Annotated in this window: 28 protein-coding genes; 9 read left to right on the top strand and 19 right to left on the bottom strand. The window is 44.4% G+C overall.

Translation table 11 applies throughout. The features are described from left to right. Positions 1–128 precede the first annotated feature (128 nt). Complete coding sequence (locus CEF21_RS10115) at positions 129–1154, bottom strand: zinc-binding alcohol dehydrogenase family protein (RefSeq protein WP_123920133.1); 1026 nt, start codon at positions 1152–1154, stop codon at positions 129–131. 120 nt (positions 1155–1274) lie between these two features. Between CEF21_RS10115 and CEF21_RS10110 the strand changes: the two genes are divergently transcribed. Then, positions 1275–1532 carry a DUF2651 family protein gene (locus CEF21_RS10110; protein WP_123915976.1) on the top strand — a complete coding sequence of 86 codons (258 nt, stop codon included), beginning with the start codon at positions 1275–1277 and terminating at the stop codon, positions 1530–1532. A gap of 24 nt (positions 1533–1556) precedes the next feature. Here the strand turns inward: CEF21_RS10110 and CEF21_RS10105 are convergent, their stop codons facing one another. The 3 genes from CEF21_RS10105 to lepB all read right to left on the bottom strand — a co-directional run bounded on the left by CEF21_RS10105 (position 1557) and on the right by lepB (position 4890). Beyond that, positions 1557–3179, bottom strand: a complete 1623-nt coding sequence (locus CEF21_RS10105; protein ID WP_123915974.1) for an ABC-F family ATP-binding cassette domain-containing protein — start codon at positions 3177–3179, stop codon at positions 1557–1559. A gap of 84 nt (positions 3180–3263) precedes the next feature. Next, positions 3264–4151 carry a DUF4349 domain-containing protein gene (locus tag CEF21_RS10100; protein ID WP_123915972.1) on the bottom strand — a complete coding sequence of 296 codons (888 nt, stop codon included), beginning with the start codon at positions 4149–4151 and terminating at the stop codon, positions 3264–3266. A 175-nt stretch (positions 4152–4326) separates the two neighbouring features. Next, a complete protein-coding gene (gene lepB / locus CEF21_RS10095; protein WP_123915970.1) occupies positions 4327–4890 on the bottom strand; it encodes a signal peptidase I in 564 nt (187 codons plus the stop codon). 223 nt (positions 4891–5113) lie between these two features. Here lepB and CEF21_RS10090 point away from each other — a divergent pair, with 223 nt between their 5' ends. The 3 genes from CEF21_RS10090 to CEF21_RS10080 all read left to right on the top strand — a co-directional run bounded on the left by CEF21_RS10090 (position 5114) and on the right by CEF21_RS10080 (position 7939). Next, positions 5114–5752 (top strand): LysE family translocator, encoded by a 639-nt coding sequence (locus CEF21_RS10090; protein ID WP_123915968.1) that lies wholly within the window; start codon positions 5114–5116, stop codon positions 5750–5752. A gap of 363 nt (positions 5753–6115) precedes the next feature. After that, positions 6116–7294 (top strand): FtsW/RodA/SpoVE family cell cycle protein, encoded by a 1179-nt coding sequence (locus CEF21_RS10085; RefSeq protein ID WP_123915966.1) that lies wholly within the window; start codon positions 6116–6118, stop codon positions 7292–7294. Between the two features lie 273 nt (positions 7295–7567). Then, a complete protein-coding gene (locus tag CEF21_RS10080; RefSeq protein ID WP_123915964.1) occupies positions 7568–7939 on the top strand; it encodes a winged helix-turn-helix transcriptional regulator in 372 nt (123 codons plus the stop codon). A gap of 183 nt (positions 7940–8122) precedes the next feature. Here CEF21_RS10080 and CEF21_RS10075 read toward each other — a convergent pair whose 3' ends face one another. From CEF21_RS10075 to CEF21_RS10060, 4 genes are all read right to left on the bottom strand, one after another. Further along, positions 8123–9460: a sodium-dependent transporter gene (locus CEF21_RS10075; protein WP_123915962.1), complete on the bottom strand. Its 1338-nt coding sequence runs from the start codon at positions 9458–9460 to the stop codon at positions 8123–8125. Positions 9461–9611: 151 nt separating this feature from the next. Then, positions 9612–11198, bottom strand: a complete 1587-nt coding sequence (locus CEF21_RS10070; protein ID WP_123915960.1) for an ATP-binding cassette domain-containing protein — start codon at positions 11196–11198, stop codon at positions 9612–9614. A gap of 279 nt (positions 11199–11477) precedes the next feature. Further along, the gene (locus tag CEF21_RS10065; protein ID WP_164462147.1) at positions 11478–12041 is read right to left on the bottom strand and encodes a GrpB family protein; all 564 of its coding nucleotides are present in this window, start codon (positions 12039–12041) and stop codon (positions 11478–11480) included. A 440-nt stretch (positions 12042–12481) separates the two neighbouring features. After that, positions 12482–12682 carry a cold-shock protein gene (locus tag CEF21_RS10060; RefSeq protein WP_123915956.1) on the bottom strand — a complete coding sequence of 67 codons (201 nt, stop codon included), beginning with the start codon at positions 12680–12682 and terminating at the stop codon, positions 12482–12484. Positions 12683–12909: 227 nt separating this feature from the next. Here CEF21_RS10060 and CEF21_RS10055 point away from each other — a divergent pair, with 227 nt between their 5' ends. After that, on the top strand, positions 12910–13497 hold the full coding sequence (locus tag CEF21_RS10055) for a hypothetical protein (protein ID WP_123915954.1): 588 nt from the start codon (positions 12910–12912) through the stop codon (positions 13495–13497). Positions 13498–13555: 58 nt separating this feature from the next. Here the strand turns inward: CEF21_RS10055 and CEF21_RS10050 are convergent, their stop codons facing one another. Next, on the bottom strand, positions 13556–14011 hold the full coding sequence (locus CEF21_RS10050) for a TlpA family protein disulfide reductase (protein WP_123915952.1): 456 nt from the start codon (positions 14009–14011) through the stop codon (positions 13556–13558). A gap of 67 nt (positions 14012–14078) precedes the next feature. Further along, positions 14079–14621, bottom strand: coding sequence for a biofilm-specific peroxidase AhpA (ahpA, locus tag CEF21_RS10045; RefSeq protein ID WP_123915950.1), 543 nt, complete (start codon positions 14619–14621; stop codon positions 14079–14081). Between the two features lie 332 nt (positions 14622–14953). Between ahpA and CEF21_RS10040 the strand changes: the two genes are divergently transcribed. Continuing rightward, complete coding sequence (locus tag CEF21_RS10040) at positions 14954–15802, top strand: mechanosensitive ion channel family protein (RefSeq protein WP_123915948.1); 849 nt, start codon at positions 14954–14956, stop codon at positions 15800–15802. Between the two features lie 279 nt (positions 15803–16081). Here CEF21_RS10040 and CEF21_RS10035 read toward each other — a convergent pair whose 3' ends face one another. The 5 genes from CEF21_RS10035 to CEF21_RS10015 all read right to left on the bottom strand — a co-directional run bounded on the left by CEF21_RS10035 (position 16082) and on the right by CEF21_RS10015 (position 20499). After that, entirely contained in the window at positions 16082–16327 is a 246-nt protein-coding gene (locus CEF21_RS10035; RefSeq protein WP_123915946.1) for a YkuS family protein, read from the bottom strand. Positions 16328–16382: 55 nt separating this feature from the next. After that, positions 16383–17507 carry an N-acetyldiaminopimelate deacetylase gene (locus CEF21_RS10030; protein ID WP_123915944.1) on the bottom strand — a complete coding sequence of 375 codons (1125 nt, stop codon included), beginning with the start codon at positions 17505–17507 and terminating at the stop codon, positions 16383–16385. 68 nt (positions 17508–17575) lie between these two features. After that, a complete protein-coding gene (dapD, locus tag CEF21_RS10025; RefSeq protein WP_123915942.1) occupies positions 17576–18286 on the bottom strand; it encodes a 2,3,4,5-tetrahydropyridine-2,6-dicarboxylate N-acetyltransferase in 711 nt (236 codons plus the stop codon). 106 nt (positions 18287–18392) lie between these two features. Next, on the bottom strand, positions 18393–19487 hold the full coding sequence (locus CEF21_RS10020) for a low temperature requirement protein A (RefSeq protein ID WP_123915940.1): 1095 nt from the start codon (positions 19485–19487) through the stop codon (positions 18393–18395). 136 nt (positions 19488–19623) lie between these two features. Then, a complete protein-coding gene (locus tag CEF21_RS10015) occupies positions 19624–20499 on the bottom strand; it encodes a transcriptional regulator CcpC (protein ID WP_123915938.1) in 876 nt (291 codons plus the stop codon). Between the two features lie 107 nt (positions 20500–20606). Here CEF21_RS10015 and CEF21_RS10010 point away from each other — a divergent pair, with 107 nt between their 5' ends. Continuing rightward, positions 20607–21341, top strand: coding sequence for a sulfite exporter TauE/SafE family protein (locus CEF21_RS10010; protein ID WP_123915936.1), 735 nt, complete (start codon positions 20607–20609; stop codon positions 21339–21341). Positions 21342–21353: 12 nt separating this feature from the next. Next, positions 21354–21731 (top strand): VOC family protein, encoded by a 378-nt coding sequence (locus tag CEF21_RS10005; RefSeq protein WP_123915934.1) that lies wholly within the window; start codon positions 21354–21356, stop codon positions 21729–21731. Positions 21732–21774: 43 nt separating this feature from the next. Here CEF21_RS10005 and cbpB read toward each other — a convergent pair whose 3' ends face one another. The 4 genes from cbpB to CEF21_RS09985 form a co-directional block, all read right to left on the bottom strand. Then, positions 21775–22221, bottom strand: coding sequence for a cyclic-di-AMP-binding protein CbpB (cbpB, locus tag CEF21_RS10000; protein WP_123915932.1), 447 nt, complete (start codon positions 22219–22221; stop codon positions 21775–21777). Positions 22222–22341: 120 nt separating this feature from the next. Further along, positions 22342–22530: an antirepressor AbbA gene (gene abbA / locus CEF21_RS09995; RefSeq protein WP_123915930.1), complete on the bottom strand. Its 189-nt coding sequence runs from the start codon at positions 22528–22530 to the stop codon at positions 22342–22344. Between the two features lie 86 nt (positions 22531–22616). Continuing rightward, positions 22617–23135, bottom strand: coding sequence for a ribonuclease H-like YkuK family protein (locus CEF21_RS09990; protein WP_123920131.1), 519 nt, complete (start codon positions 23133–23135; stop codon positions 22617–22619). Between the two features lie 100 nt (positions 23136–23235). Continuing rightward, complete coding sequence (locus CEF21_RS09985) at positions 23236–23475, bottom strand: YkuJ family protein (protein ID WP_035407102.1); 240 nt, start codon at positions 23473–23475, stop codon at positions 23236–23238. A 206-nt stretch (positions 23476–23681) separates the two neighbouring features. Here CEF21_RS09985 and CEF21_RS09980 point away from each other — a divergent pair, with 206 nt between their 5' ends. Further along, the gene (locus tag CEF21_RS09980) at positions 23682–24644 is read left to right on the top strand and encodes an MBL fold metallo-hydrolase (protein ID WP_123915928.1); all 963 of its coding nucleotides are present in this window, start codon (positions 23682–23684) and stop codon (positions 24642–24644) included. Positions 24645–24648 lie beyond the last annotated feature (4 nt).

The following is a 24648-nucleotide window of genomic DNA, read 5'->3' as shown; positions in this document are numbered from 1 at the left end:
TGCGTCTCCCTGTTTTAGGTATGAGACTTCTCGGACAGCCCCTTCTTTATGTTGGTATAAACAGGTCAGAATGAATCGGCCTGATCAACCATTAAAAAGAAGCGATTTATCAAATCGATCACTCTTCCCTATTCCTGATTAAATCCGGAGACCACCACTTTGCCGATCGTCTTTCCGGATTCTAATTTTTCATGTGCTTTTCTTACTGACGCGGCACTGAAAGGCTTTAGGGTCTCTGTCAAAGTGGTTTTTAAGATACCTTGTTCAAACAGATGCCCCATTTTCGTAAGTATATCGTGCTGGCTGATCATGTCTTCCGTTTCAAACAGCGATTTGGTAAACATAAACTCCATCACAAAGGTTACGCTTTTTTCCTGCATAAGGCTGATATTAACAGGTGTACTTGTTTCAACGATGGAACAGATTTTGCCTTGGGGAGCAATTGCATCCATCATCGGTTCCCAATGCTCGTCGGTACTATTTAAGCAAAAGATATAATCAACGGACTTGATTCCCCTGCTCTCCAGCTGCGGTTTGAATGGTTCATAATGACTGATTGTATCATCAGCTCCGTGTTCTTTCGCCCATTTGACTGTTTCAGGCCTTGAAGCAGTCCCGATGACGTGCAGTCCTGCCCATTTTGCAAGCTGGAGGGCAATCGACCCTACTCCGCCTGCCGCTCCGATAATCAAAATGGACTTTGATTGATTATCGGCGGGATTTTCACTGACTCCCAGCCGTTCGAATAGTCCTTCCCATGCGGTCAAGGCGGTTAATGGCATGGCTGCAGCTTCTTCGAATGAAAAGTTTTCCGGTTTGTGCGCTGCAATTCTCTCATCTACCGCGTGATACTCACTGTTTGTCCCTTGCCGGGCGATTGTACCGGCATAATAAACTTCATCTCCAGGTTTGAACATCGTCACGTCTGTTCCGATTTCTTTCACAATACCTGCCGCGTCCCAGCCTAAAATTTTCAGTTCCTGCTCCCCGCCTTCTTTTGGAGCTCTCACCTTCGTATCGACGGGATTAACAGAAACGGCCTTAATTTCGACAAGCAGATCTCTTTTCCCTGGTGACGGTTTTTTCACCTCTTCATCAACAAGACTTTCTTGATGGCTGATTGGTAAATACTGATGAAGTCCAACTGCTTTCATTTTTTCTGCCAATGTTCTCACTCCTTCTAATTTGTATGTTCCCCATGTTCTGGAGAAAAAAACTTTTCAGCACCGGCTCTTATCTCTTATAATCATAAGAGCTGGAAAGGAGCGGTACATATGGAATATGGGCTCGTTTTATTCATCCTCCCGTTTGCGGTCATGATTCTGTCCCTCGCCGGTTCATGGTTTTTCAGAAAGATTTGGCTGATGCCGGTCATTTGCCTGGCGGGACTTCTCGTGTTAACAATAACGGTTTTCAATGACACATTTACCATTTGGATTTCCGTTTACACCGTGCTTTCGGTGCTGGTGTCCTATTTTGGAAAAACCGGCCGGGATTTATATGAGAAACACAAAAAGAAGGAAGGGCACTGAGCCCTTCCTTCTTTTACATACAGATTAAGATGCGTACATTTCCTGCAGCTGTTTTTGCACTTCGGTGTTTTCCAGGAATTCATCATACGTCATTTGTTTATCGATCATACCGTTAGGCGTAAGCTCAATAATCCGGTTCGCGATGGTCTGCACGAACTGGTGGTCATGGGATGCGAATAGCATAGACCCTTTAAAATTGATCATCCCGTTGTTTAGAGCGGTAATGGATTCAAGATCCAAGTGGTTCGTCGGTTCATCCATGATCAGAACATTCGCACCGCTCAGCATCATTTTAGAGAGCATGCAGCGGACTTTTTCCCCTCCGGATAGGACGCTGGATTTTTTCAGCACTTCTTCCCCCGAGAACAGCATTCTTCCAAGGAACCCGCGCAGGAAGCTTTCGCTCTGATCATTCGGTGAATACTGTCTGAGCCAGTCAACGAGATTTTGTTCATTGTTATCGAAATAATCGTTGTTGTCTTTCGGGAAGTAAGACTGGGATGTGGTCACTCCCCATTTGTACGTTCCGCTGTCGGCTTCCATTTCGCCCATCAGAATTTTAAACAAAGTGGTTTTTGCCACTTCATCTCCGCCTGTGAAGGCAATTTTATCATCCTTGTTCATAATAAAGCTGACATTGTCGAGTACCTTTACACCGTCAATCGTTTTGGAGATGCCTTCAACACGAAGGAGATCATTTCCGATTTCACGTTCAGGGGTAAAGTGAACATACGGATACTTTCTTGAAGAAGGACGAATATCATCAAGTGATATTTTATCAAGCAATTTTTTACGGGACGTTGCTTGTTTTGATTTGGACGCATTGGCGCTGAATCGTGCGACAAAGGCTTGAAGCTCCTTGATTTTTTCTTCTTTTTTCTTATTGGCATCAGAAGCCATCCGCTGTGCAAGCTGGCTTGATTCATACCAGAAATCATAGTTTCCGACATAAAGCTGAATTTTACCGAAGTCAAGATCGGCGATATGTGTGCAGACCTTATTCAGAAAATGACGGTCATGGGATACGACGATAACGGTATTTTCAAAGTTAATCAGGAACTCTTCCAGCCAGTTGATCGCTTTAAGATCCAAGTGGTTGGTAGGCTCATCGAGAAGGAGAACGTCCGGCTTGCCGAAAAGTGCCTGGGCAAGGAGAACTTTCACCTTGTCTCCGCCAGTCAGCTCCGCCATTGTTTTCGTATGCTGATCTTCTGTAATTCCAAGACCTTTCAGCAAAATAGCCGCTTCACTTTCCGCTTCCCATCCGTTCAGCTCGGCGAATTCCCCTTCGAGTTCTGCCGCTTTCATTCCGTCTTCATCCGAGAAGTCCGCTTTCATATAGATGGCATCTTTCTCTTCCATTACGGCATAAAGACGTTCATGTCCCATAATGACAACCTTCAGTACTTCATGCTCTTCATATTCAAAGTGATTCTGCTTCAATACGGCCAGACGTTCGCCCGGGCCCATATGAACATCTCCGCTCTGAGCTTCAATTTCACCGGAAAGGATTTTCAGGAACGTAGATTTCCCGGCCCCGTTTGCTCCAATAAGACCGTAGCAGTTCCCCGGCGTGAATTTTATATTAACATCTTCAAACAGTTTGCGGTCACCATAGCGCAAACCAACATTGTTTACGGTAATCATAGTTTAAATCCTCCAATTAATAAGCATCCATCCTATTATAGCATGAAACGTTCGTCTGTAGACAATGGTATTGCAGACCGGCCTCTATGAATCTGACTTGCCTGGCCGCTTCTTTTTCCAGAAATACACTCCTGCCCAGCCGATGATAATCAAAAGAATCCAAACCGGCAAATTGCCCGCGAAAAAGATCACCAGCCCTGATCCTGCATAAAGCAGTCCGTTCAGACTGTTTACAAACTGCTTTTGTGTTTTCTGCCATGTGTTTAATTCTCTATTATCCACTCCCGGAACAACCACCTTCGACTCAATTAAATGAATCGTTATGGTCGAATAGTCCGTTTGATTCTGTAAATACTTCATCCTTCCTTTCAGCTGCTCTATGTCTTCCTGCACCGCTGCGAGATCTTTTGAAATGGCAAGTAGATCTTCTGTTTTCCCTGCCTTCTTCATAAACTCGAGCAATCTTGCTTCTACAGCCTGTTTTGCTTTAAGCCTTGAATCAAGGTCCACAAATTCTTCCGTGACATCCTGTCCGGCTGCATTTTTTTCAATGACTTTGTAAGAACTGTCTTCAATGGAGCTTAAAAAGCGGCTGAATTGATCCTGCGGAATACGGAGAGTCATCGTTCCCTCGTTCAGCCCGTCTCTTTCGCCGTTGGCAGAAGAGGCTGTGCTGACCGCATATCCGCCCGCTGATTGTGCTTTCTTTTGAATGCGGAGTGAGGCATCTTCATAATCACTCACTTCAATCCTCATCTCTGCTGTATAGATGATTTTACGGCTGGCCGGCATTCGAAGCGCCGGATCTGCCTTCACTTCCGCAGCCTCTTCCGTTTTTGCTATAGAGGCTTCACTTTTTCCCGAACTGCCCGACATTTTATCCGCGCTTTCCTTTTTAGACGATGATTGGTCACCCATGCATCCTGTTAATGCCATCATACATATGATCATCCCGGTTAACAGCTTCTTCATTTCGCAGCCTCTTTTCCCTATTTATGTAAATGGACGAAAGCTGTATGACAAATGTTACAAAAAATGGTTTTGAAACCGAAGAACCTTTTTTATAATCAATGCCCTTCCGAAGTGTCAACCGGCAGGAAATTATAAAAAAACAGCCGGTTCCCTGTGGAACGGCTGTTTCCTGCTATTAATTGGTTGCGCGGACTTTATTGAAAGGAAGCATCACGAACTCTGACTTTCCTATTACGCGGTTTACTTCAATTAAGCCAAGGCCTGTCCGGCTGTCCATGCTGACAAGACGGTTGTCTCCCATTACAAAATAACGGTCCTTTGGAACTTTCACTTCCGAAAAATCATTCGTAAGCTGGAGGCCTGATGCTTCGGCAGCCTTGCGGTTTGAATTTAGGTAAGGCTCTTTCACTTCCTTGCCATTCACATACAATACGTCATTTTTCACTTCTACTGTATCTCCTGGAAGACCAATGATTCTTTTTACATAATGCTCTTTATTTTCTTTTCCATTGATGATGACAATGTCACCCCGTTTAAACTCTCCTATGTAATGGATGGCTTTATTAACGAAGAGCTTTTCAGAGTTTTTCAGTGTAGGATCCATTGAATCTCCATCTACCACATACGGCTCAAAAATAAAAACACGGATGCTGAACGCAAGAAGCACGGCTACTACAATGGCAATTGTCCATTCCAGCACAGGGCTCTTTTTCTTTTTTGGTGCTGACTTTTCCGTCACGGGTGTTCCTCCTCATATGTACTCCACTTAAAATTCAAGCTGATTTCAAATCGCACATGCTTCCCTATTTTACCACAGGAGAATCAAATTAACTCAAGTTTATAGATAGGAAATATTCATGTCAATCCTTTCATTAAACCGGTTCGCTTTAAATAATTCGAATGCCGCCCCCTCTGTTCTGAATACAATGTGAAAAGGACGGGCTGCAAAGGAGCAAACAGATATGACAGTGCTATCACTAATCCTGACACCGTTAGTTCTCGGAATCAGTCTTGCAGCGCCGGTCGGTCCGGTAAAGCTTGAAATGATTAAAAAAGGGCTTGCTGGCGGATTCTGGCCATGCTGGCTTACCGGGCTCGGGGCTTTAACTGCAGACTTGCTTTATATCATCTCCATTGCGGGAGGACTGCTTCCGATTTTTAAAAATCCGGCTGTATCAGCAGGATTAACCGTTATAGGAGTGTACCTTTTGTTTAAACTCGGCATAAAAAGCATTCATTCTTTCTTTCATAAAGAATTTGTTCTCGACAGCCCCAATATGGTTCATTCTCTCAAGAAATCCTTTGCATCCGGTTTTCTGATTGCCTTTTCCAATCCATTTAACTTTTTATTCTGGTTTGGAATATACGGGGCGGCTCTCTCCCGATTCCCAGCAGAAGCAGAGCTTTTTCACATGGCCCTTTATAGTTTTTTTATCGTCTTTGGCATCTTTCTTTGGAACCTGAATGTAGCTTTCACGGTCCACTTTGCGAGAAGGCTCATTTCAATCCGGGTTATCAAAACCATTAGTCTGGCTGCAGGTGTGATGCTGCTTGCCTTTTCCTGCAAGCTTGCATGGGATTTTATTTCCGCTTTTCTTTAAGCTCTGTTAAACCAGTCTGCTTGATTGCAGCTAGCAGGTGTTCGCTATCCGCTCCAATCAACAGGTGTTAAACATCAACAACATGCTTTAACATAGCGTTTCTTTAAGTAGATTTCCTGCCCTTCCCCTTAGAAGGGTTTTTTTTATGAATGCACTCCCATTAACAGAATAAAAAATTCGCAGCATGCTTTATGCAGGCTTTTTTAGAAACATTTTCCCCTTTCCATCCGTCTAATCTTGTATGCACTCTCTGAAAGCAATTTTCCTCACAAAAATGGAGGGGTTTGTGGTAGGATGATAGATAGTGTTTGGAGGCGCTGGAACTCTCGTTTCCAGCGGAAACTTTTGTAAGTTGGTGAATGTATGGAAAGAGAAAAAAATTCGCTGAATCAGCAGTTTGACTATCAGCTGGCTTTTTTGCTGTTTTTGCTATTTTGCACAAGTATGATTGCCATTTACGGTGCAGGGCTGACCACTACTCAATATTCGTCAAATCCTGCCTTCTTCGTCATCCGGCAATTAATCAATTACATAATCGGCTGCGGAATCGTTGCGATTGTTATGTTTTTCGATTCTGAACAGCTTCAGAAGCTGACATGGTACTTATACGGATTCGGAATCTTCCTTCTGCTGCTTCTGATGGTTTCACCGGATTCCATTGCACCGGTGAAGAATGGAGCGAAGAGCTGGTTTGATTTGAAGTTTACGACCATACAGCCTTCTGAATTTATGAAAACCTTTGTCATCCTTGCAATCAGCAGCGTGGTCATTAAACATCATCAAAAAACTCAAATGAAAACGATTGGTTCCGACTTGTTTCTTCTTGTTAAAATTGGGGCGGCTGCAGGCTTTCCGCTTATCCTGATCATGAAGCAGGATCTGGGGACATCACTCGTACTCATTGCCATCACGGCAGGAATGATTCTGGTTTCAGGCATTTCATGGAAAATCATCACTGTGGTTTATTCATCTATCGCCCTTGTCGCCATGACCATTCTGTACCTGGTCCTCCAGCAGCAGGAACTAATCAGGAAACTTACAGGGATCAGGGAATATCAATTCGGACGGATTTACTCCTGGCTGAATCCCGAACAATACGGATCAAAGGAAGGCTTTCATCTGCTTAACTCGATGAAAGCGATTGGCTCGGGACAGATTTTCGGAAAAGGACTTGGAAACAGCGATGTCCGCATACCGGAAAGCCATACCGATTTTATCTTTGCAGTCATTGGCGAGCAATTCGGATTTCTCGGTACAAGTATCGTCATCAGCCTGTTCTTCCTGCTGATCTATCATTTAATTAAAGTAGCGATGGAAACAGCAGAACCTTTTAACAGCTATATTTGCGCGGGCGTAATCAGCATGTTCGTCTTCCACGTTCTTCAAAATGCAGGAATGACCGTCGGACTGTTGCCTATTACTGGGATTCCCCTTCCTTTTATCAGCTATGGAGGAAGCTCCCTGATGGGCAGCATGATGGCGATCGGACTGATATTCGGAATCCGTTATCACCATCGGACATCTATGTTCTCGGATAATTAGAAAGTTTGCAAAACTGTTTGGAAACTCCTGCGAATCGTTAATGATGTAAACCAAAGCCCCTGGAGTGCTCTTCGTGAGCACCCGGGGGTTTTGTATTTGGAACCATCTTATTACAGGCATTGAAACAGAAGTTTGCTGTTTTTGCTATGTCATGATGCTTCATTCCAGTAAGGTCCCCTCATTTCCATAGGCACCAAAAAGTACCGTATAGTCTTTTAGTGCACTGCGTAATATACTAGTAGTAAAAGAAATAGGAGAGGCGGTGAAGACAGGATGAAAAAATACAATATTCCCGTTGAGGCAGCTCTGGAAGTGATCGGAGGAAAATGGAAGGTAGTCATTCTCTGTCACCTTATTAAAGCAACAAGGAGAACAGGTGAATTAAAAAGGCTAATGCCCGGGATTACCCAAAAAATGCTGACACAGCAGCTTCGGGAACTGGAAGATGACTGTGTCATTGAAAGAAAAGTGTATAATCAGGTTCCCCCTAAAGTGGAATACTCCCTGACTGATTACGGCTGGTCTCTGAAAGAGATCCTTGATTCTTTATGCGCATGGGGTGAACAGCACATCGAACGCGTTTATCCGGATAAAAACGAAGTCCTCATGTCCCAGCCGGAGCAAGATGAATTGCATGTCCACTAAGAGAACAGGTGCCTTGAGCTTTTACAGCGCACTGTGATGTGAAAAAAACGACCGAAACCAAAACCCCCTGAGCGCTCATACAGGAGCATTCAGGGGGTTTTTTTGTTGACACTTAATTTTTAATATCTTTACACAGGCTGAATGAAGCGAAAGTGGATTACCCAACAGCCTTTTTCTCATTCTTCAGATCACGCTCAGTGCATCAAGGAAAACTAAAATAATCGCAATCGGGATGATAAATTTAAGGATGAACAGCCAAAGGGAAAACCATGCAGAAGCACTGCCCGCTCCTTTTTCAAGCTCGCTCTTCAGCATCTTTTTATCCATTTTCCACGGAATAAAAAGGGCGATCAGCAGAGCCCCTACTGGCAGCAGAATGTTGCTGACAAGAAAATCTGCTGCATCAAAAATATTTTTCCCGAAAATGCTGATCTCTCCAAGCACTCCGAAAGACAGAGCTGCCGGAATCCCTGCAGCAAAAATCAGCAGACCGCCTGTCCATGAAAGCTTCGTTCTTCTTTCCTGCTTTCCTTTTGCAATGGATGCGACCAATATTTCAAGCATGGAAAAAGCAGAAGTTAATGTAGCAAAAAGGAAAAGAGCAAGAAAGAGCGTCATAAAAACAGAGCCAAACGGTATTTGCCCGAAAATGGCAGGCAGAATGACAAACAGCAGTCCCGGCCCTGCTTCCGGCTTCATCCCTTCTGAAAAGACAGCCGGAAAGATGGCAAGCCCCGCAAGCAAAGAAATGACGATATTCATGATAACAATGGAAATGGCAGACTTCGGCAGATTCTGTGTCTTATCCAGATAAGAAGCATACGTGAGCATAACGGAAACCCCGACACTTAAAGAAAAGAATGCCTGCCCCATTGCCGCAAGTACCGACTCCGATGTCAGTTTGGAAAAATCAGGCTGAAGGAAAAAGGCAACCCCTTCCATGGCATGGTCAAGTGTAAGAGACCGGATAATAATGACGATAAAAATGATAAACAATGCCGGCATCATAAATTTATTCGCTTTTTCGATCCCGCTCGAGATACCCCTCGCCACTACAATGATGGTCAGCAGCATAAATAATAGCTGTGATCCGACTGCCAGATAAGGATTTGCGATGGATGCGCTGAATAAATCGGCGAAATCACCTCCGCCCGACAGCTGGCCTGTTACGCTGTAATACAAATACTGCAGAATCCAGCCTCCTACAACACTGTAAAAAGAAAGCAGGATAAAGCTGGTGATGACACCGAGATAACCTATGTATGACCACGCAGTGCCTGGTACAAGTGACTGATAGGAACGAATGGCTTCCTTTTGTGTACTTCTCCCGATGACAAATTCCCCGAGCAGAAGCGGCAGACCGATTAGTGCGGTAAATAGAATAAACAGCAGAAAGAAGGCTCCCCCGCCGCTTGTTCCCGCTACATACGGAAGCTTCCATATCGCTCCGATTCCAATCGCAGAACCGGCTGAAGCGAGAATAAACCCAAGTTTTGAAGACCATTGCTCTGATTGATTCATATGTAGATCCTCATTTCTGTATTTTTGTACATCTTCCTTTATATCAAAGATCATACATCAAAGTAAACACGCTTTTTTATTTCAGAAGAAAAGACCTTGGAAGAAAGCAAAAAACGCATGCGTCTGCGGCATGCGTTTTGTCTAGCCGTATTCATTGGAGGGGATAAGCAGGAGCCGATCCGCAGCGGTCATACATCCGTCTGTATACTCCCCCTTTTTGCAGCAGGTCATTATGTGTCCCCCGTTCAGAGACGGCGCCATCGCAAAGCACGATAATCTCATCCGCAAGACACACCGATTCAGGTGAATCGGACAGAATGATTAAGGTCCTTCTGCCTTTCCTCTCTTTGATTGCCTCAAAAATTCTCCGGAAGGCAGCCAGATCTATACAGCTTGCCGCATCATCCAGAACCAAAACGTCCGGATTTAGACACAACGCCCGTGCGATGGCAAGACGCTGGCAGCAATCTCTTGACAGATGAACGGAACGATCCAGAATGGTGTTGTACTGTTCAGGAAGCTCCATAATAAAATTATGCACTTGGGCCATCTTGGCCGCATGGATGATTTCACTCATTGGAGTTTCGGTTAAACCGAAAGCCAGATTTGCTTTTACCGAAGCGGTCCGGAAAGAAGAATGCTCAAAAACGACAGCAGCAGCCGATCCGAGGGGATCCCGGTATATATCCGTTCCGTCAATGGTGACTGTACCGCTTGAAGGCTTGTAAAATCCGCTTATTATGTGGGCAAGGGACGTTTTTCCCGCCCCCCTTTCTCCTACTATGCCGATCGTTTTTCCTGATACTCCTTCTATACATACTCCTGATAAAACCTCTTTTTCAGAATAGGCAAACGAGACCCGGTCCAGTTTTAATTGGCCTCTCCCTTTAATGAAAACCAAGTCCTCTGCAGGCTCCAGTACAGATAAGACCCGCCGCGCTGCAATCCCCGCGTCCGCCATTCTGGCCACTCCGGATTTAGTAAACAATAAAGGCATGGCTATTAGCCAGAGCATACAAAGAGATGCAGCTAATTCCCCTGCCGTCAGCCCGCCGGAAGCTCTTATAAAAACGGCGCACCCGGAAATAAACACACACCAGATGAGTACTACTGCCTTTAATGTCCTGCCCGAAAAAAGCCGAGGCTGATGATTCTTGTCCAGCCTTAAAAAAGGCTGCCGCATCCATTCAGAGGCAGAAGCGGAGGGTATTGCTGAACGGCGTACGATAAGCGCTCCGCTTATCACCAGAAACGGAATTAAGCAAAGGGCAAGCGGAGCGGAATAGATTAATAAAATCGCCGCACTGATGATGAAACGGACAGAGAATCCCAGAACCCCGAATATTCCTTTGGACAGCGTTTGCTGGATCATTAAGAGATCTGAATGGAATGCCGCCATAAATTTATCCATTTTTACAAGATCAAAAGTAAACACCGAACGGATGTTTAACTGTTCATAGAGTGCCCGATTCAATTCATTCTCTATTTTCATCTGTAAGACGTCCGCCCTTTTCCTTTGCATCACGGCCGCTGTACAGGATACTGCAGTCAACATGCCCATGATCACCGCAGACAGGAAAACGGGTGCTTCATTTAACAGGATTTTATCAATCATCATCTGCAGAAAAAGCAAGCCGGCCGGGATGGTGACAGAAAGAAGGAGAGTAAAAAGAAGGAGCGGATAGAAACCGCTTTTGAAGGAGCCGCAATAGGAAGTAAGATTTTTTAATGCATTCATGAGATCATCCCCCTTCTTGCCAGTTACAGACTCCCATTTTTTTCAATGTACACCATAATATATCGGTAACCGATAAAATAAGCCAGTCTATTCGATTAAATTCTTACATTCACATCCTAAGGAGCAGGCTATCTTTCTTATATAAAGTCTGTTCAACGAAAAAAATCCGCAAAAAAAATGCACAGCACTGCGCTGCGCATTTCGTTTTACACCGATTAATCGATTCACTCCGCAGCGGTCCCCGGGCCACGACAGGATCATAAACCAGCTTTCGTTGCTTTAGATGACTGAGTTCCCCTTCATACCCCGTGCCTTTTTTGCCTCTTCCAAAATTCTGCAAATGATTTCCTGCTTGGCAGCCGCATATTCATTTCCATCCTTCCACTCCAATCTGCTCAGTTCCCTTTTTACTTCAGCATACTCGTTTCGTGCTCGAGCATCGCTGATCAAATAATCTCTGAACAGAAGATGTTCTCTCCACCAATCCGAATGGACAGGAACCGCATGTATATGGGATGAACGATCCTTATGCGGGACCATTCCTTCATGGCTCCCGCTTTTCACCCCTATAAAGAAACGTCTGAACGGAGTACCGGCATTATAAGCCGGGATATAATGAAAATCATCGCCCTCAAGCAAAGTCACCAATTGATCTAATTCTTCTTCTGACTTCAGTCCGACCATAATATCTAGAATAGGTTTTGCCCATAAACCCGGTACTGAAGTACTCCCTATATGTTCAATGACAGGAGCAAGAGCTGTAAGCCTGTTTGACAGCTTATTCTGAAGCAGCTTGAATTCCGTGGCCCACTTATCCTGATAAGGCACCAATTCTATTCTCACTCTGAAAATCCCCCCTGCAAAATCCAAATGTATACTCAATGTGTCTTCACTTCCCCGCCTGAACCAAAAAGCCATCCAACCAAATCATTGATTTAGCCGGAAGGGGCAGAGACAGGATATCCAAGCCGGCGGGGTGTATGTTTCACCCGCCGTTTCTTCTGATGGTTTGGGCGTTTCAATCATGTTCTCTCCCCTTAATAAAGCGCTGTCATTTTTGTCTGTACCATAGTCCGGTTAAGCAAAAGTCCAGGCAGCGGCAGCATCATGGGGCAGCCCCTTGCTGCTTTCCGGAGGACCAGACGTGAACCGAACCATGACCTTAAATCTCACCATAAGCTTTTGCTGCCGGCTGAGTTCCGGCTGCCAAGATCCGCCTATACAATGAAAAAAGCCTTGATTCATAAAATGAATCAAGACTTTTGAACAGTTAAGTCAGAAAATTAAAGTTTTACAACGTTTTCTGCTTGAGGTCCGCGTTGGCCTTCAACAACGTTGAATTCAACTTTTTGGCCTTCTTCAAGAGTTTTGAAGCCTTCGCCTTGGATAGCGCTGAAGTGAACGAATACATCGTTTCCATCTTCAAGTTGGATGAATCCGAATCCTTTTTCTGAGTTAAACCATTTTACTGTACCTGTTTCCATGTTGGTACCTCCAAAAATTTATTTATGCGCATTTCCTTTACCTGTGTAAATAAAAAATTCACATACAATAAGCAGCATCCCTAAAGTGTCACGTGAGATACATCCCTATTGTATGTGAACTTCAAAAGGAAATGGAACACTTTAACTTTACATATATCATCATACTATATTTAAATAAAAAGTACAACCATACTTATAAATAAATTCTATCGGCAGGTGATCTTTTTATGAAATGGCTTTGGTTCGCTCTCATTGCCTACGCTATTTTGCTGGCCCCAGGTCAGGGAGGGATGCAGGATCCGGTCCTTCAGGCGTATTTATCAGGAAAATTTAATGAGGCCAATCCAATGGTGACCATGGTTTTTTCTTTTCTCGGTATTTTTCCGATTGTCTGGGCAGCCTTGTACTTCCGTCAGGACGAGAACCTTATTCCTGCATGGCCGTTCGCCGTTTTATCGTTTGGCCTCGGAGCATTTTCCCTTCTGCCCTATTTGTTTTTCAAAGGGAAAGGAAAAAAACAGCGCCCGATCATTCAAAAACTGGGCAATGCCCTTTCAAGCCCCTGGGTTATGCTCCCGCTTTTAGCACTCACGATTTGCCTCTATGTCTACGGGCTGACGCAAGGCAGTGCTGAAGCGTATCAAAAGGCATTCATGCAATCCAAGCTTGTCAGTGTGATGACGGCTGATTTTATCGTCCTTGTCATTTATTCTTACTGGTGGATGAGAAAATCATTGCCAGGTCAGGAAAAATGGTGTGTTCTTCCTCTTGCCGGTGCACAGATTGCACTGCTGAGAAAAAAAAGAGTTCTGTAAATACGAGCTGATACAAGCAAAGTCCGCTGCCCGTGGAGAGCAGCGGACTTCATATTGGTTATTCAGCGTTCTCTGTTTCAGCGAGTACGCGGTTTACACGCTTTTCAAGCATTTTCATCCCGCTGCCGCCTGCCTGGAAGTGGCGAAGGTTGCCTTCCTTGTCAAAAACGTAATAAGCAGGTACATATTGATTTTCAAAAGCATCGGTCAGCTTGTGCTCACTGTCTACAAAAATCGGCTGGTGAATTCCATGCTCTTCCGCTGTTTTCTTAATAGAATCCAGATTAAGATCGTCTTCAGAACGAGGCATATGAACAGCCACCACATTCAATTTGTCTTTATACTCATCACGGAACTGATTGACCTGAGGCATCGCTTCTTTGCAAAGATGGCAGCTTACAGACCAGAAATGGATCAGAGTCGGTTTCTCACCAGTCAAATCCTCTTTCGTCACTTGGCCGTTCAGCCATTCAACAGCACCGTTTAATTCCGGCATTGGTTCACGTAGTTTCATCTGTACCCCTCCTGTAGTAAGAAAAAGGTCTAACCGGCAGTTAGACCTTCAACTATTCATTTAAAAATTAAAGTGTAGCTTGTCCCGGTTTCCAGTTAGCCGGGCAAAGTCCGCCTGTTTGAAGTGCTTGAAGCACACGAAGTGTTTCATCCACGTCACGGCCGATGTTGTTATGGAACACGGTTTGATATTGAAGCTCGCCTTCCGGATTGATAATAAACAGTCCGCGAAGCGCTACGCCTTCCTCTTCAATCAAAACGCCATAATCACGTGAAACTGCATGGTTCGTATCTGCCGCAAGCGGGTAGCGGAGATCTCCAAGACCGTTATCTTTGCGGTCTGTGTTAATCCAAGCTAAGTGAGTGTGGATTGTATCTGTAGAAAGACCAATTACTTCAGCATCAAGATCTTCAAATTCATCATAGCGGTCTGACATCGCTGTGATTTCAGTCGGGCAGACAAATGTGAAATCCATTGGATAGAAGAAAAGAACCGTCCATTTATCGTTCTTCATGTTCTCTTCAAGACTTACTTTGCCAAATTCTTTGTTAGCCATTACAGCTTCCATTTCAAAACGTGGTGCTTGTTTTCCTACCATACGTTCTGCCATTGTGTATCCCTCCAGTATGTATTAAAGCAATTGAGAAAAAAAAAGGTCTTTTCTCAACACCTATTCATTTTTCACATTGCCTATTATAGCAGATAGCTATTTTTAGTCAATGTTAAATGATAATGAATTTAATTTGCGAATGTACTGTTTCCAACAATACTTGTTATCCCCAAAAAAATGCAAATCATGACGATAATTGTTTCAAATGAGAAAAAACCTATGATAAACTGGTCAATGAATTTGCGAATTCATGAGCATAATAAGTTTAACATGATGAGTTAAGGGTAACAAAATGATTAGCTTGCCCTTCAGATCCAGAAAGGAAGATGCAAATGGACATCATACAAAAAATTAATTGGGCTGGTTTGCTGACAAACGCGGGAATCATTGTATTGAAACTTGTCATCATTCTAGTCGCTTTTCTTATTGTCAAAGCAATCGGGAACCGGATCATTGAAAGGTCCTTCCAAAAAGTCCAAAACCGGCAGCAGATATCTCCCGGACGTGCCATGACCCTGCAAAGCCTCACGTTAAATGTATTTGGATACATACTTGTTTTCATCTTTGTCGTCATGGTTTTCCAAGTCTTTGAATACGACGCTACCGCTCTTCTTGCCGGTGCCGGCGTAGTCGGTCTTGCCATCGGCTTCGGCGCACAAGGTCTTGTGAGTGACGTTGTTACAGGTTTCTTCTTATTATTGGAACGCCAGCTGGATGTCGGAGATTATATAACTACAGCAGGTTTCTCAGGGATCGTAGAGCAGGTCGGCCTGAGGACAACTCAAATCAGGGGATTTGACGGAACGCTGCATTATGTACCGAACCGGGAAATCACAAACTTGAGCAACCATACAAGAGGCAACATGAGAGCACTCGTCGACATTGGAATTTCATACGACGACGACATCGACCACGCAATTAAGGTCATGCAGGATGTATGCGATAAAATGGCTGCCGAAATGCCTGTAATTGTGGAAGGGCCGAACGTTATAGGGGTTCAGGCACTCGGTGCTTCCGACGTTGTTATCCGCGTTATCGCCAAAACAGAAAACGGCGAGCAATGGGGAGCGGAACGCGCATTGCGAAAAGCATTTAAAGAAGCTTTCGATGCTAATGGAATCGAAATCCCTTTTCCTCATCAAGTCTACATGGAGAAAAAAGATCCTTCCGGGAAAGAGTAAAAAGAGCCGATGCGGCTCTTTTTTTTGTTTGGATGGCAGCCCAGGAATCATCCTCCGTTCCCGATTTACAATTTCCGGGCCGCTTTCCACGGTTTACGGGCCGCTTTCCGCGATTTACGGGCCACTTCCCGCGGTTTACGGGCCGCTTCCCGCTGTTTACGGGCCAACTTTCCCTACATACGGGCCAATCGACTTTTTCCGGCAGATTCCGCCCCTTCCCACGGCCTGTCTGTCAGCTTGCTCTTTCCAAATAAAAAAAAGCCAGCAGCGCTGGCTTTTTTATTGATTAAAACGATGCTGTACCTGCTGGCAGATTTCTTCGGCTGATAATCCGCTCGCTTCAATAACAGAACCTTCAGTAACCGTGTTGCTGATCCCCATGATGTTGTTGTCCAGACCTGTTACCACACAGCAGTCGCAGTTTTGAGCGTCTTCTTCACTGCGGATTTGAACCACATCATAGCCCATGGATTTTAAAGCTTCTTCAACATTTGTCAATGATTGCTCTACACCTATTCTTGGCATAAAAACACCTCCTGTCTGATAAGGTGCCACAGACAAGAGGTGATTATTCCATAATTTAGGATTTAAACAAAAAATATTCAATCATGGTACGGACGGCAGTTTCCAACGCATTTTCATCAGGCTGAAGCTTACTGTGATGAAGGCCATAAGGCGACTCCGCACCAAGCCAGAACATAAATCCGGGAATTTCCGATAGGAAGTATCCGAAATCCTCACCGGTCATTGCCTCTTTGCTTTTTTCAAATTGGACGAACGGCAGGCTCTCGGCAAATTGCATAAACTCTTTGGTAAGCTCTGCTTCGTTGAACACTTGATGATACATCGCTCCATAATCGATATGCGCTTCACAGTCATAGGCTAATTCAAGGCCCTTTACGATCGCTTCAATGCGTTCCTTGACCCTTCCCATGGACTGAACGGAAAGGGTTCGGATGGTTCCCTCGAGTCTGGCGTTTTCAGCAATAATGTTCTGAACGGTTCCTCCTGTGATTTTGCCGACCGTGATAACAGCACTGTCAAGCGGATCAACGTTCCGTGAAATAATGGTCTGAAACTGGCCAACCAGCTGACTCGCTGCTACAATCATGTCTTTTGCGGTATGCGGATAGGCTGCGTGCCCGCCTTTTCCTTTTAAATCAATAAAAAGTTCGGACGTGTTGGCAAACAAAAGGCCCGGCTTGGTTCCAATCGTTCCAGCCGGAAGCTCAGGAGCTATATGAAGGGCTGTGATAAAATCAGGTTTCCATTCCTTGAACTCTTCGCTTTCCATCATTGGCTGGGCACCGCCCGGCCCTTCTTCTGCAGGCTGAAACAGGAGGAGAAGGTCGTCTGAAATCGGGTTATGGATAAAGTGTTCCGCAATGGCGAGCGCAATCGTCATATGGAGATCGTGCCCGCATGCATGCATCATCCCTTCATGCACTGAGGAGAAGGAATAGCCTGTTTGCTCCGTAATCGGCAGGCCGTCGATATCGGCACGGTAGCCCATGATTTTAGAAGGGTTCGTCCCTTTTATTTTAACAAGAAGACCCGTTCTCCATTTTTTCAGCTCAAACCGGTTTGCTGGAAGCTTTTCAAAAAAGTGAAGCAGGTACCTTTGAGTCTTGAACTCCTGAAACCCGAGTTCAGGAATCTGATGAAGATCCCTGCGGATTGCTGTTAATTTCTCAAGAGAGAGCATTCGATCATCCTCCAGAAAGATATAGCAATGCGCGGATGGTGGCCACCCGCGCATTGTTTTCAAGCTTCTTACAGTTGACGAAGCTCTTGCTTGATTTCAATTTTTGATTTTGTTTTTTCGTCGATATCTTTAATTTTCTTGGCAGGAGTTCCTGCTACGACTGTATACGGCGCCACGTCTTCTACAACGATGGCTCCCGCTGCAACAACCGCGCCTTTTCCGACTGTCACGCCTTCAAGAATAACAGCATTCGCTCCTACTAAAACATCGTCTTCAATGACAACCGGCTTAGCGGATGGCGGCTCGATGACGCCTGCAAGCACAGAACCTGCACCAATGTGACAGTTTTTACCGACCGTAGCACGGCCGCCAAGAACCACATTCATATCAATCATGGTTCCTTCCCCGATGACAGATCCAATGTTAATGGATGCACCCATCATAATGACGGCATTGTCTCCGATTTCCACTTGATCGCGGATAATGGCACCCGGCTCGATACGCGCTTTGATTCCTTTCATATCCAGAAGCGGAATCGCTGAGTTGCGGCGGTCATTTTCAACTACATAATCCTCGATTTTTCCTTCGTTTGCTTCGATCGCTTCTTTAATTTCAGCCCATTCACCGAAAACAACTCCGCTGCCGCTGTTTAAGAAGGTTTTAGAAGAAGCTCCAAAATTGATTCCTTCCACATCGCCTTTCACATAAACCTTAACAGGTGTTGATTTCGTGCTATTTTGAATAAATGAAATAATTTCATTTGCATCCATCATTTTCATATGTATCGTCCTCCATCGTATATAATATCTTTTTTACTCTATCAAACGAAACGGGTAATTGACAAGCGTATTGATAAGAAAGACTCGTTCGGCGGAAGGACGTCTTTCATCCCCTGGGTGCTATTTTCGCATACAAGATAAAGAAAAAGGCTAATTGTACAAAAATGACGACGCTTGGAACCGGCAGGACAAAATCCAAAATCATAAACAACACTAAAATACCTGCTAATAAACCGAAGTGAAAAACACGGAGCCGGTGATGAACAAACCGGAACCGATGAAAAACAAGGGCTGTTGACAAAAAATAAACGAAAGCGGCCCCAAATGACAAGATGGTCAGGAAGTGATGATCCACTTTATGCAAATAAGCCAGTTGAATGGCCGCGGCAATTGCACTTAAAGACATGAATATAAATAAATGCCCATAGATAATTCTCTGTCCGGTTGTTTTCTTTTCTTTATCAACTTTTTTCTCAAGATTATCAAAATATTGCCACCACATTGCCGCAATTAAAATAAGCGAGACAAGGGTAAAAAAGATGGCTCCCCAATCCCCTTTTTCCAGATGAAGAATGGCTATTAAGCTGACAATGCATTCTCCGAACAAAATAATCGTAAATAATCCGAACCGCTCCAGTAAATGCGGGGAATTAGCCGGTGCTTTGCTCAAATATCTGCGGCCCAAAACCGGAACTGCGAGATCTGCAAAGATACCAAGATATAAGACTGCGTAACGGAGAGGCGGATCAAAGAAAACAGAGCTTAAGGAGATGGCAATTCCTATTAAAAATCCGAACCCTAAATATTTCGCTGCCGGCTCCTTTGAATCACTTTTTCTTTTAAGAACCCATAAATATTGCAGCGATGTTACAAAGCGGATTCCGGCATATCCAATCAGAAAAGGCACATAATACGGATCGAAATCGCTTGAGAGACTGGCGGTCATTAAAACTACGAAGACCATTTGAATAATCATAAAGATCCGCTGTGAAAAGCAATCTTCACCATACCTGTTGATAAATAAAGTCTGACCCACCCATGCCCACCAGATGGGAATAAAAATCAAAATAAACTTAAACAAATACTCCGCCGGAACGATTCCCTCTTCCACATGCAGCAGCAGATGAGTAGCTTTAGCCACCGCAGCTACAAAAATCAGGTCGTAAAACAATTCAAGCCACAAAACTTTCTTTTCCCCCATAAGTCTTCTCCCTTGTATCGTTATTAAAGCGGACTTCTCCTCATTCAAGACCATCCAATCTTCTCTTTCTTATCCGATGAATTCAGATACGGCTCTTGCTTTACACTGACCTTCCTGAGTCTGGACTGGTAATCCGTTAGGGTGCTGCGTTTGTCCACTCTTCTACCACCTCTAAAAAAGCCTGCACTTGCTTCAGCTGAAAAGCCGCTTCATAGCCGAGCATCCATGTATCCCTTGCTATTGGTTTTCCATCGGGGTCCGAAAGCAGGACCTTGTAGATGGGTTCATGTTCATCGAGTGCAACGGAAGGCAGAATCGCATAGCCGATTCCGTTATAGGCCATCTGTTTGCATGTCTCGATTTGATCTACGATAATCGTTCTTTTCGGTGAGGTCTGAAATTTCCGGTGCCACCAATCCTGAATCTCCTGATAATAGGTGGAATCACTGCGGAACTGGATGAAGGGGCGTTCTGTTGTCATCAGCTCTTCGGCATTTCGGATTTCCGTATCGACCAGATAGAGCTCATCGCGAATCAAGTGTTTTTTCACTCCTTTCCATTCATGACTTCCCCTTACAATCCCAATGTGGACATTATCTTCGTAAAGACTTTTCAAAATCTCGCTGCTCCATCCGGTAATCAGTGAGATTTTCGCATGAGGATACCTTTGAACATATGTCTTCAGTACTTTCGGCAGCCAGTGCTGGCCGATAATAGAAGCCACCGCGAGCCGCAGCGTTCCATTCACTTCCCCTTCAAGGGCGGATATATCTTCTCTCACTTTTTCTTCCCTCAGAACCGTTTCCTTCGCGTACTCAACTACTTTTTCTCCGGCAGGGGTCAGCGTCAGGCCTTTTTGGGAGCGTATGAAGATTTTGGCCCCCCATGTTTTCTCGATAGACTGAAGACGCTGGGACAGCGCAGGCTGGGACACAAATAATCGCTCGGCGGCTTTTCTCATATTCATTTCCTCCGCCAATACGAGAAGCATTCGTAATTCTGTGATTTGCACCCTTTCACCTCATTCAATAAGTTTTTCTTATATTATATGCTAATTATTTCGACATTTCATTATGATTTGGCAATGAATATACTTTAATATACAGAGGGGGAATACAAATGGAATGGCCTCTCATCTTTATCGGTGCAATGACTTCTTTTCTCGGAACGCTTGCAGGCGGGGGCGGATTGATTGGAATGCCTGCTATGATCCTATACGGGCTTCCCATTCATCAGATTATCGCTGCTACCAAGTTTTCGAATACAATTAGTTCCTTCTCAAGCTTTTTCTTTTTGCTGAAAAGTGATGAAATAAAGTTAACGGAGGTGCTTAAAACGGTTCCTTTTGCGCTGGCAGGAGGGGTTACTGGAGGATGTATTTCGGGGATGATTCCAGAGGACTTCATGAACGCGGCGGCACTGATTCTCCTGACTTTTGCCTTCGTCTTAAGCGTCTTGAAGAAAAGGGAAAAGGATTTGCCGGATCGAAACAGAAAGCTGCCTGCTAAGTCTTATCCAGCCATATTTGGGATTGGTGTATATGACGGGGTTTTCGGCCCCGGGCAGGCTACGCTAAGCATGTACATGTATTTTCAGCTCGGACTTTCCTACCTTTCATCGATTGCTTATACGAGATTTCAGACGTTTGTCAGCTGTGTAGGAGCATTTACTGCCTATTTATTTGCAGGCATGGTGAATTTCCAAATCGCAATCCCGCTTGCTATCGGGTCGCTCATTGGTGCTCAATTGGCAATCCGGACCGCAAGACGAATCTCCTTTTCTTCGGCAAAGTGGATCATTAGAGGCGTCACGCTTCTTCTCATCGGCCAGATTTTTTATCAGTTCATACAATAGGAGGATGGAAAAATGAACTCACTGAAATTCATTAAAATGGATCATGTACAAATTTGTGTACCCTCTCACGAAGAAGCCGCAGCACGGGCCTTTTATCTGGATTTGCTGGGCTTTAATGAAATTCCAAAGCCTGATAGCCTGAAAGGAAATGGAGGATTTTGGTGTTCTGCAGGAGCCATTGAAGTTCATATCGGACTGGAAGAAATGGACCCCGTCACAAGCAAGAGGCATCCGGCATTTGAAATCGGAAACCTTGATGCCGCAAGAATTCTATTGGAAAATGCAGGAGTAGGAATTAAAGAGGAAAAGCCGATCCCAGGAAGAGACCGATTCAGCTTTGCCGATCCTTTTGGAAATCGGATCGAACTGCTCCAATATAAAACAAATTGAAACGGAAAGAGACACCCTCCATGCGGCGGGTGTCTCTTTCATCTCAGCCTCTGTTCAGTCTTTTCACATGCCGGTCCAGCTGTTTTAGAATTTCACGCCTGGTAAATATCCCCTCAAAAAACCCATCCTGATCTTCCACGCAAACAAAAGGATGATCGACGACCAGTTCCAGCCCTCTCGCTGGAGAATCACTGATTTTAAGTCTTGGGATATTCCGGTTCATTACCTCTGATACCTTTATATCTACAAGTCTTTCCGCTTCAATGCGTTCAAGGCCCATGATGGAGTCAATAATCATATTCGTTCCGACCAGGCCGTGAAGCTTATAGGAAGAATCAAGGACCGGTATAGCTGTATAGCCTGTTCTGGTAAGGACCATAAGGGCATGTTCAAGATTATTGCCCAGCTGGACATGTGCCACTTTATCTCCGGGAATCATCAGGTCTTTAATACTTATTTCTATCATTTCTTCAGCACGAAGAGTAATCATTGCTGTACTTCCTCTCTGTATGACGGTTAGCGTTTTAATTTTACCCGTCCTTTTGACGGCCTAAACAAAAAGGCAAAAAAACGGCACCCGACTCCGGGCACCGTTCTCTATGTAGACACATCAGTCAAAACGAATTCGGTCATAGAGAGTTGTCAGCTGCCTGTATGTCTCCATATCTACCGCTTTTTGTCCGCTCTCAATATCATTTAGTTCACTGCTTATAAGCTCGATGGCATATTCCTGCTTCATTAGCAAGCTAACAAGTAATTCCTGCTCTTCTGTCGAGAGTCTCTTATTTGCCAAACCCATTCTTTTGCCCCCCTGCTGCCTGTTGTCACTACAAGCATAATAAAAGGGATTTTTTTCGTCAAACGCAATTTTCGACAAAGGTTTCCTTATTTTGTATATCGATTAGCGTAGCTGAAGGCTGTGTATGAATCCGGTTTGATTCTTGCTTCCAGCCCCATTGCCGTGATCCTTCCCGTCATTTCCTGAATGAGGTCCTTCGTTGCGCCTTTTCTGCCGATATCCAAATGAATTTCGAAACTTAAATCGGCCCCTTCCTCTGAAAACGGAATGAGAATATCAGACAATTCTCCCAAATACAGGGTAACAAAAGAATAAGCAAGCTCTTGGCTGAGCGCGGTTTCCGTCGAAATTTTTTCGTGTACACTTGAAATTGGCCGGGGGATGACAAAGTTTTTCAGACATCCCCACGCCCCTTTTCCGACCCGGTGAAGATGGATGGCCGTAATAAATTTTGTTTCTTTATGGTGCACGTGGGAATCTGTACCAATCGACAGGATGTAAACAGAACGAGGATCTTTCCTCAAAAACCCTTTCAAGCGTGCTATAACGTCCTCAAGGCTCATGTTCTCTTCCGTTACATTATAAAAGGCAAACGTATCGCTCATCATGCATCTCCTTTTAAGGTTCTTTTTAACCTTATACGCAATCTAAAACCGATATGTTATCCTTTTTTCCCAATTGTGCTGAAAATATGTAAATGCCTGATCAGGCTTGCAAAAGATCGAAAATTTCAATCGCAATGATATCAATGTTATCGAATTGATAGGTTTGCGGTTTTCCGCCCTTTTCAAATACTTCAAGCTCAAACATTTCATTTTTTTCGAAATACTTTACGCTGCAGCGCTTTTCACCCTCTACTTCGAAAAAACGCTGGGAAGGCTCATTGCCCACCGCTGTTTCCTGAAGACTTTGAAGACGGCTGATAATACCTGTTAATTGTGACATTTCTTTTTTCTCCTTCCAAAGAACAAGCTGTTCTTATCAATTATTTTCCTCGTATTTGCTATTCTTATCCAATTTGTTTCATCCTATATCTATTAGAAAGTTTACCACATTTATCTTCAGGATAATATGTTCGCAATCATGTAAATTTCATTCCCTGTCTAAGCCGGGCTATAATGAAAGAGCATCGACAAAGGGGGATGAAAAAAATGGGAACGGTTAAACGGCTGTCAAACCGGATTAGTATGATTGACACTTTTGATCTTCGCAAAAAAGGGAGAACATCGGCATATGTCCTGCATGAAGACATGCTGACTCTGCTTGAGCCCTCGGCAAGCCCGTCTGTACCTTATATTAAATCCGGTATGGCTGAGCTTGGTCTTTCTGTTAAAGACATTCAGTACATCATCGTCACTCACGTACACCTCGATCACGCGGGCGGAGCAGGATTGCTCCTGAAGGAATGTCCCAATGCAAAAGTTGTTGTGCATCCAAAGGGGGCCCGTCATCTAGTCAATCCCGAAAGATTGACTGCCGGTGCAAAAGCGGTGTACAAAGAGCACTTTGACGAGCTTTTCGATCCTGTTCTGCCTGTCCCTGAAGAGCGGATTCTAACGATGAAGGATAAAGACCGTTTGGCGATTAGCGAAAAATGTGTCCTGGAGTTTATTGATTCGCCCGGACACGCCAATCATCATTTCAGCATATTTGAACCAATAAGTAAAGGGATATTTACAGGAGATGCCGCAGGAATTGCCTATGCGGATGAACAATTCAGCAGATTTTGCCTGCCATCTGCCTCACCGAATCAGTTTGATCCGGAAGCCATGCTCCGGACTGCTGAGAAATTGCAATCCCTTCAGCCTGACGTATTTTATTTCAGTCATTTCGGGCCTCATGACAATCCGGCCGAAGCTCTTGAAGACATGCGCCAATTTTTGCCGGTCTTTTTGGAGGCAGCAGAAAAAGCCATAAGAAAAACAGAAGGCATGCCGCCGGCTGTGCAATGGAAAGAAACAGAAGCAGAATTAAAAAACCGCGTTTTCCCGAAACTTACAGATAAAAACATCCCCAAACACCATCCTGTATATGATATTCTAAACCTTGATTTAGCTGTAAGTGCTATGGGGCTTGTCCACTATTTTCAGACTTCAGGAAAAGGAAAGAAGTGATAGG

Source organism: Bacillus sp. FJAT-42376, assembly GCF_003816055.1.
Taxonomy (GTDB): Bacteria; Bacillota; Bacilli; order Bacillales; family Bacillaceae; genus Metabacillus_B.
Note: the sequence above shows the minus strand (reverse complement) of the source record. Positions and strands in the feature narration are given on the sequence as shown.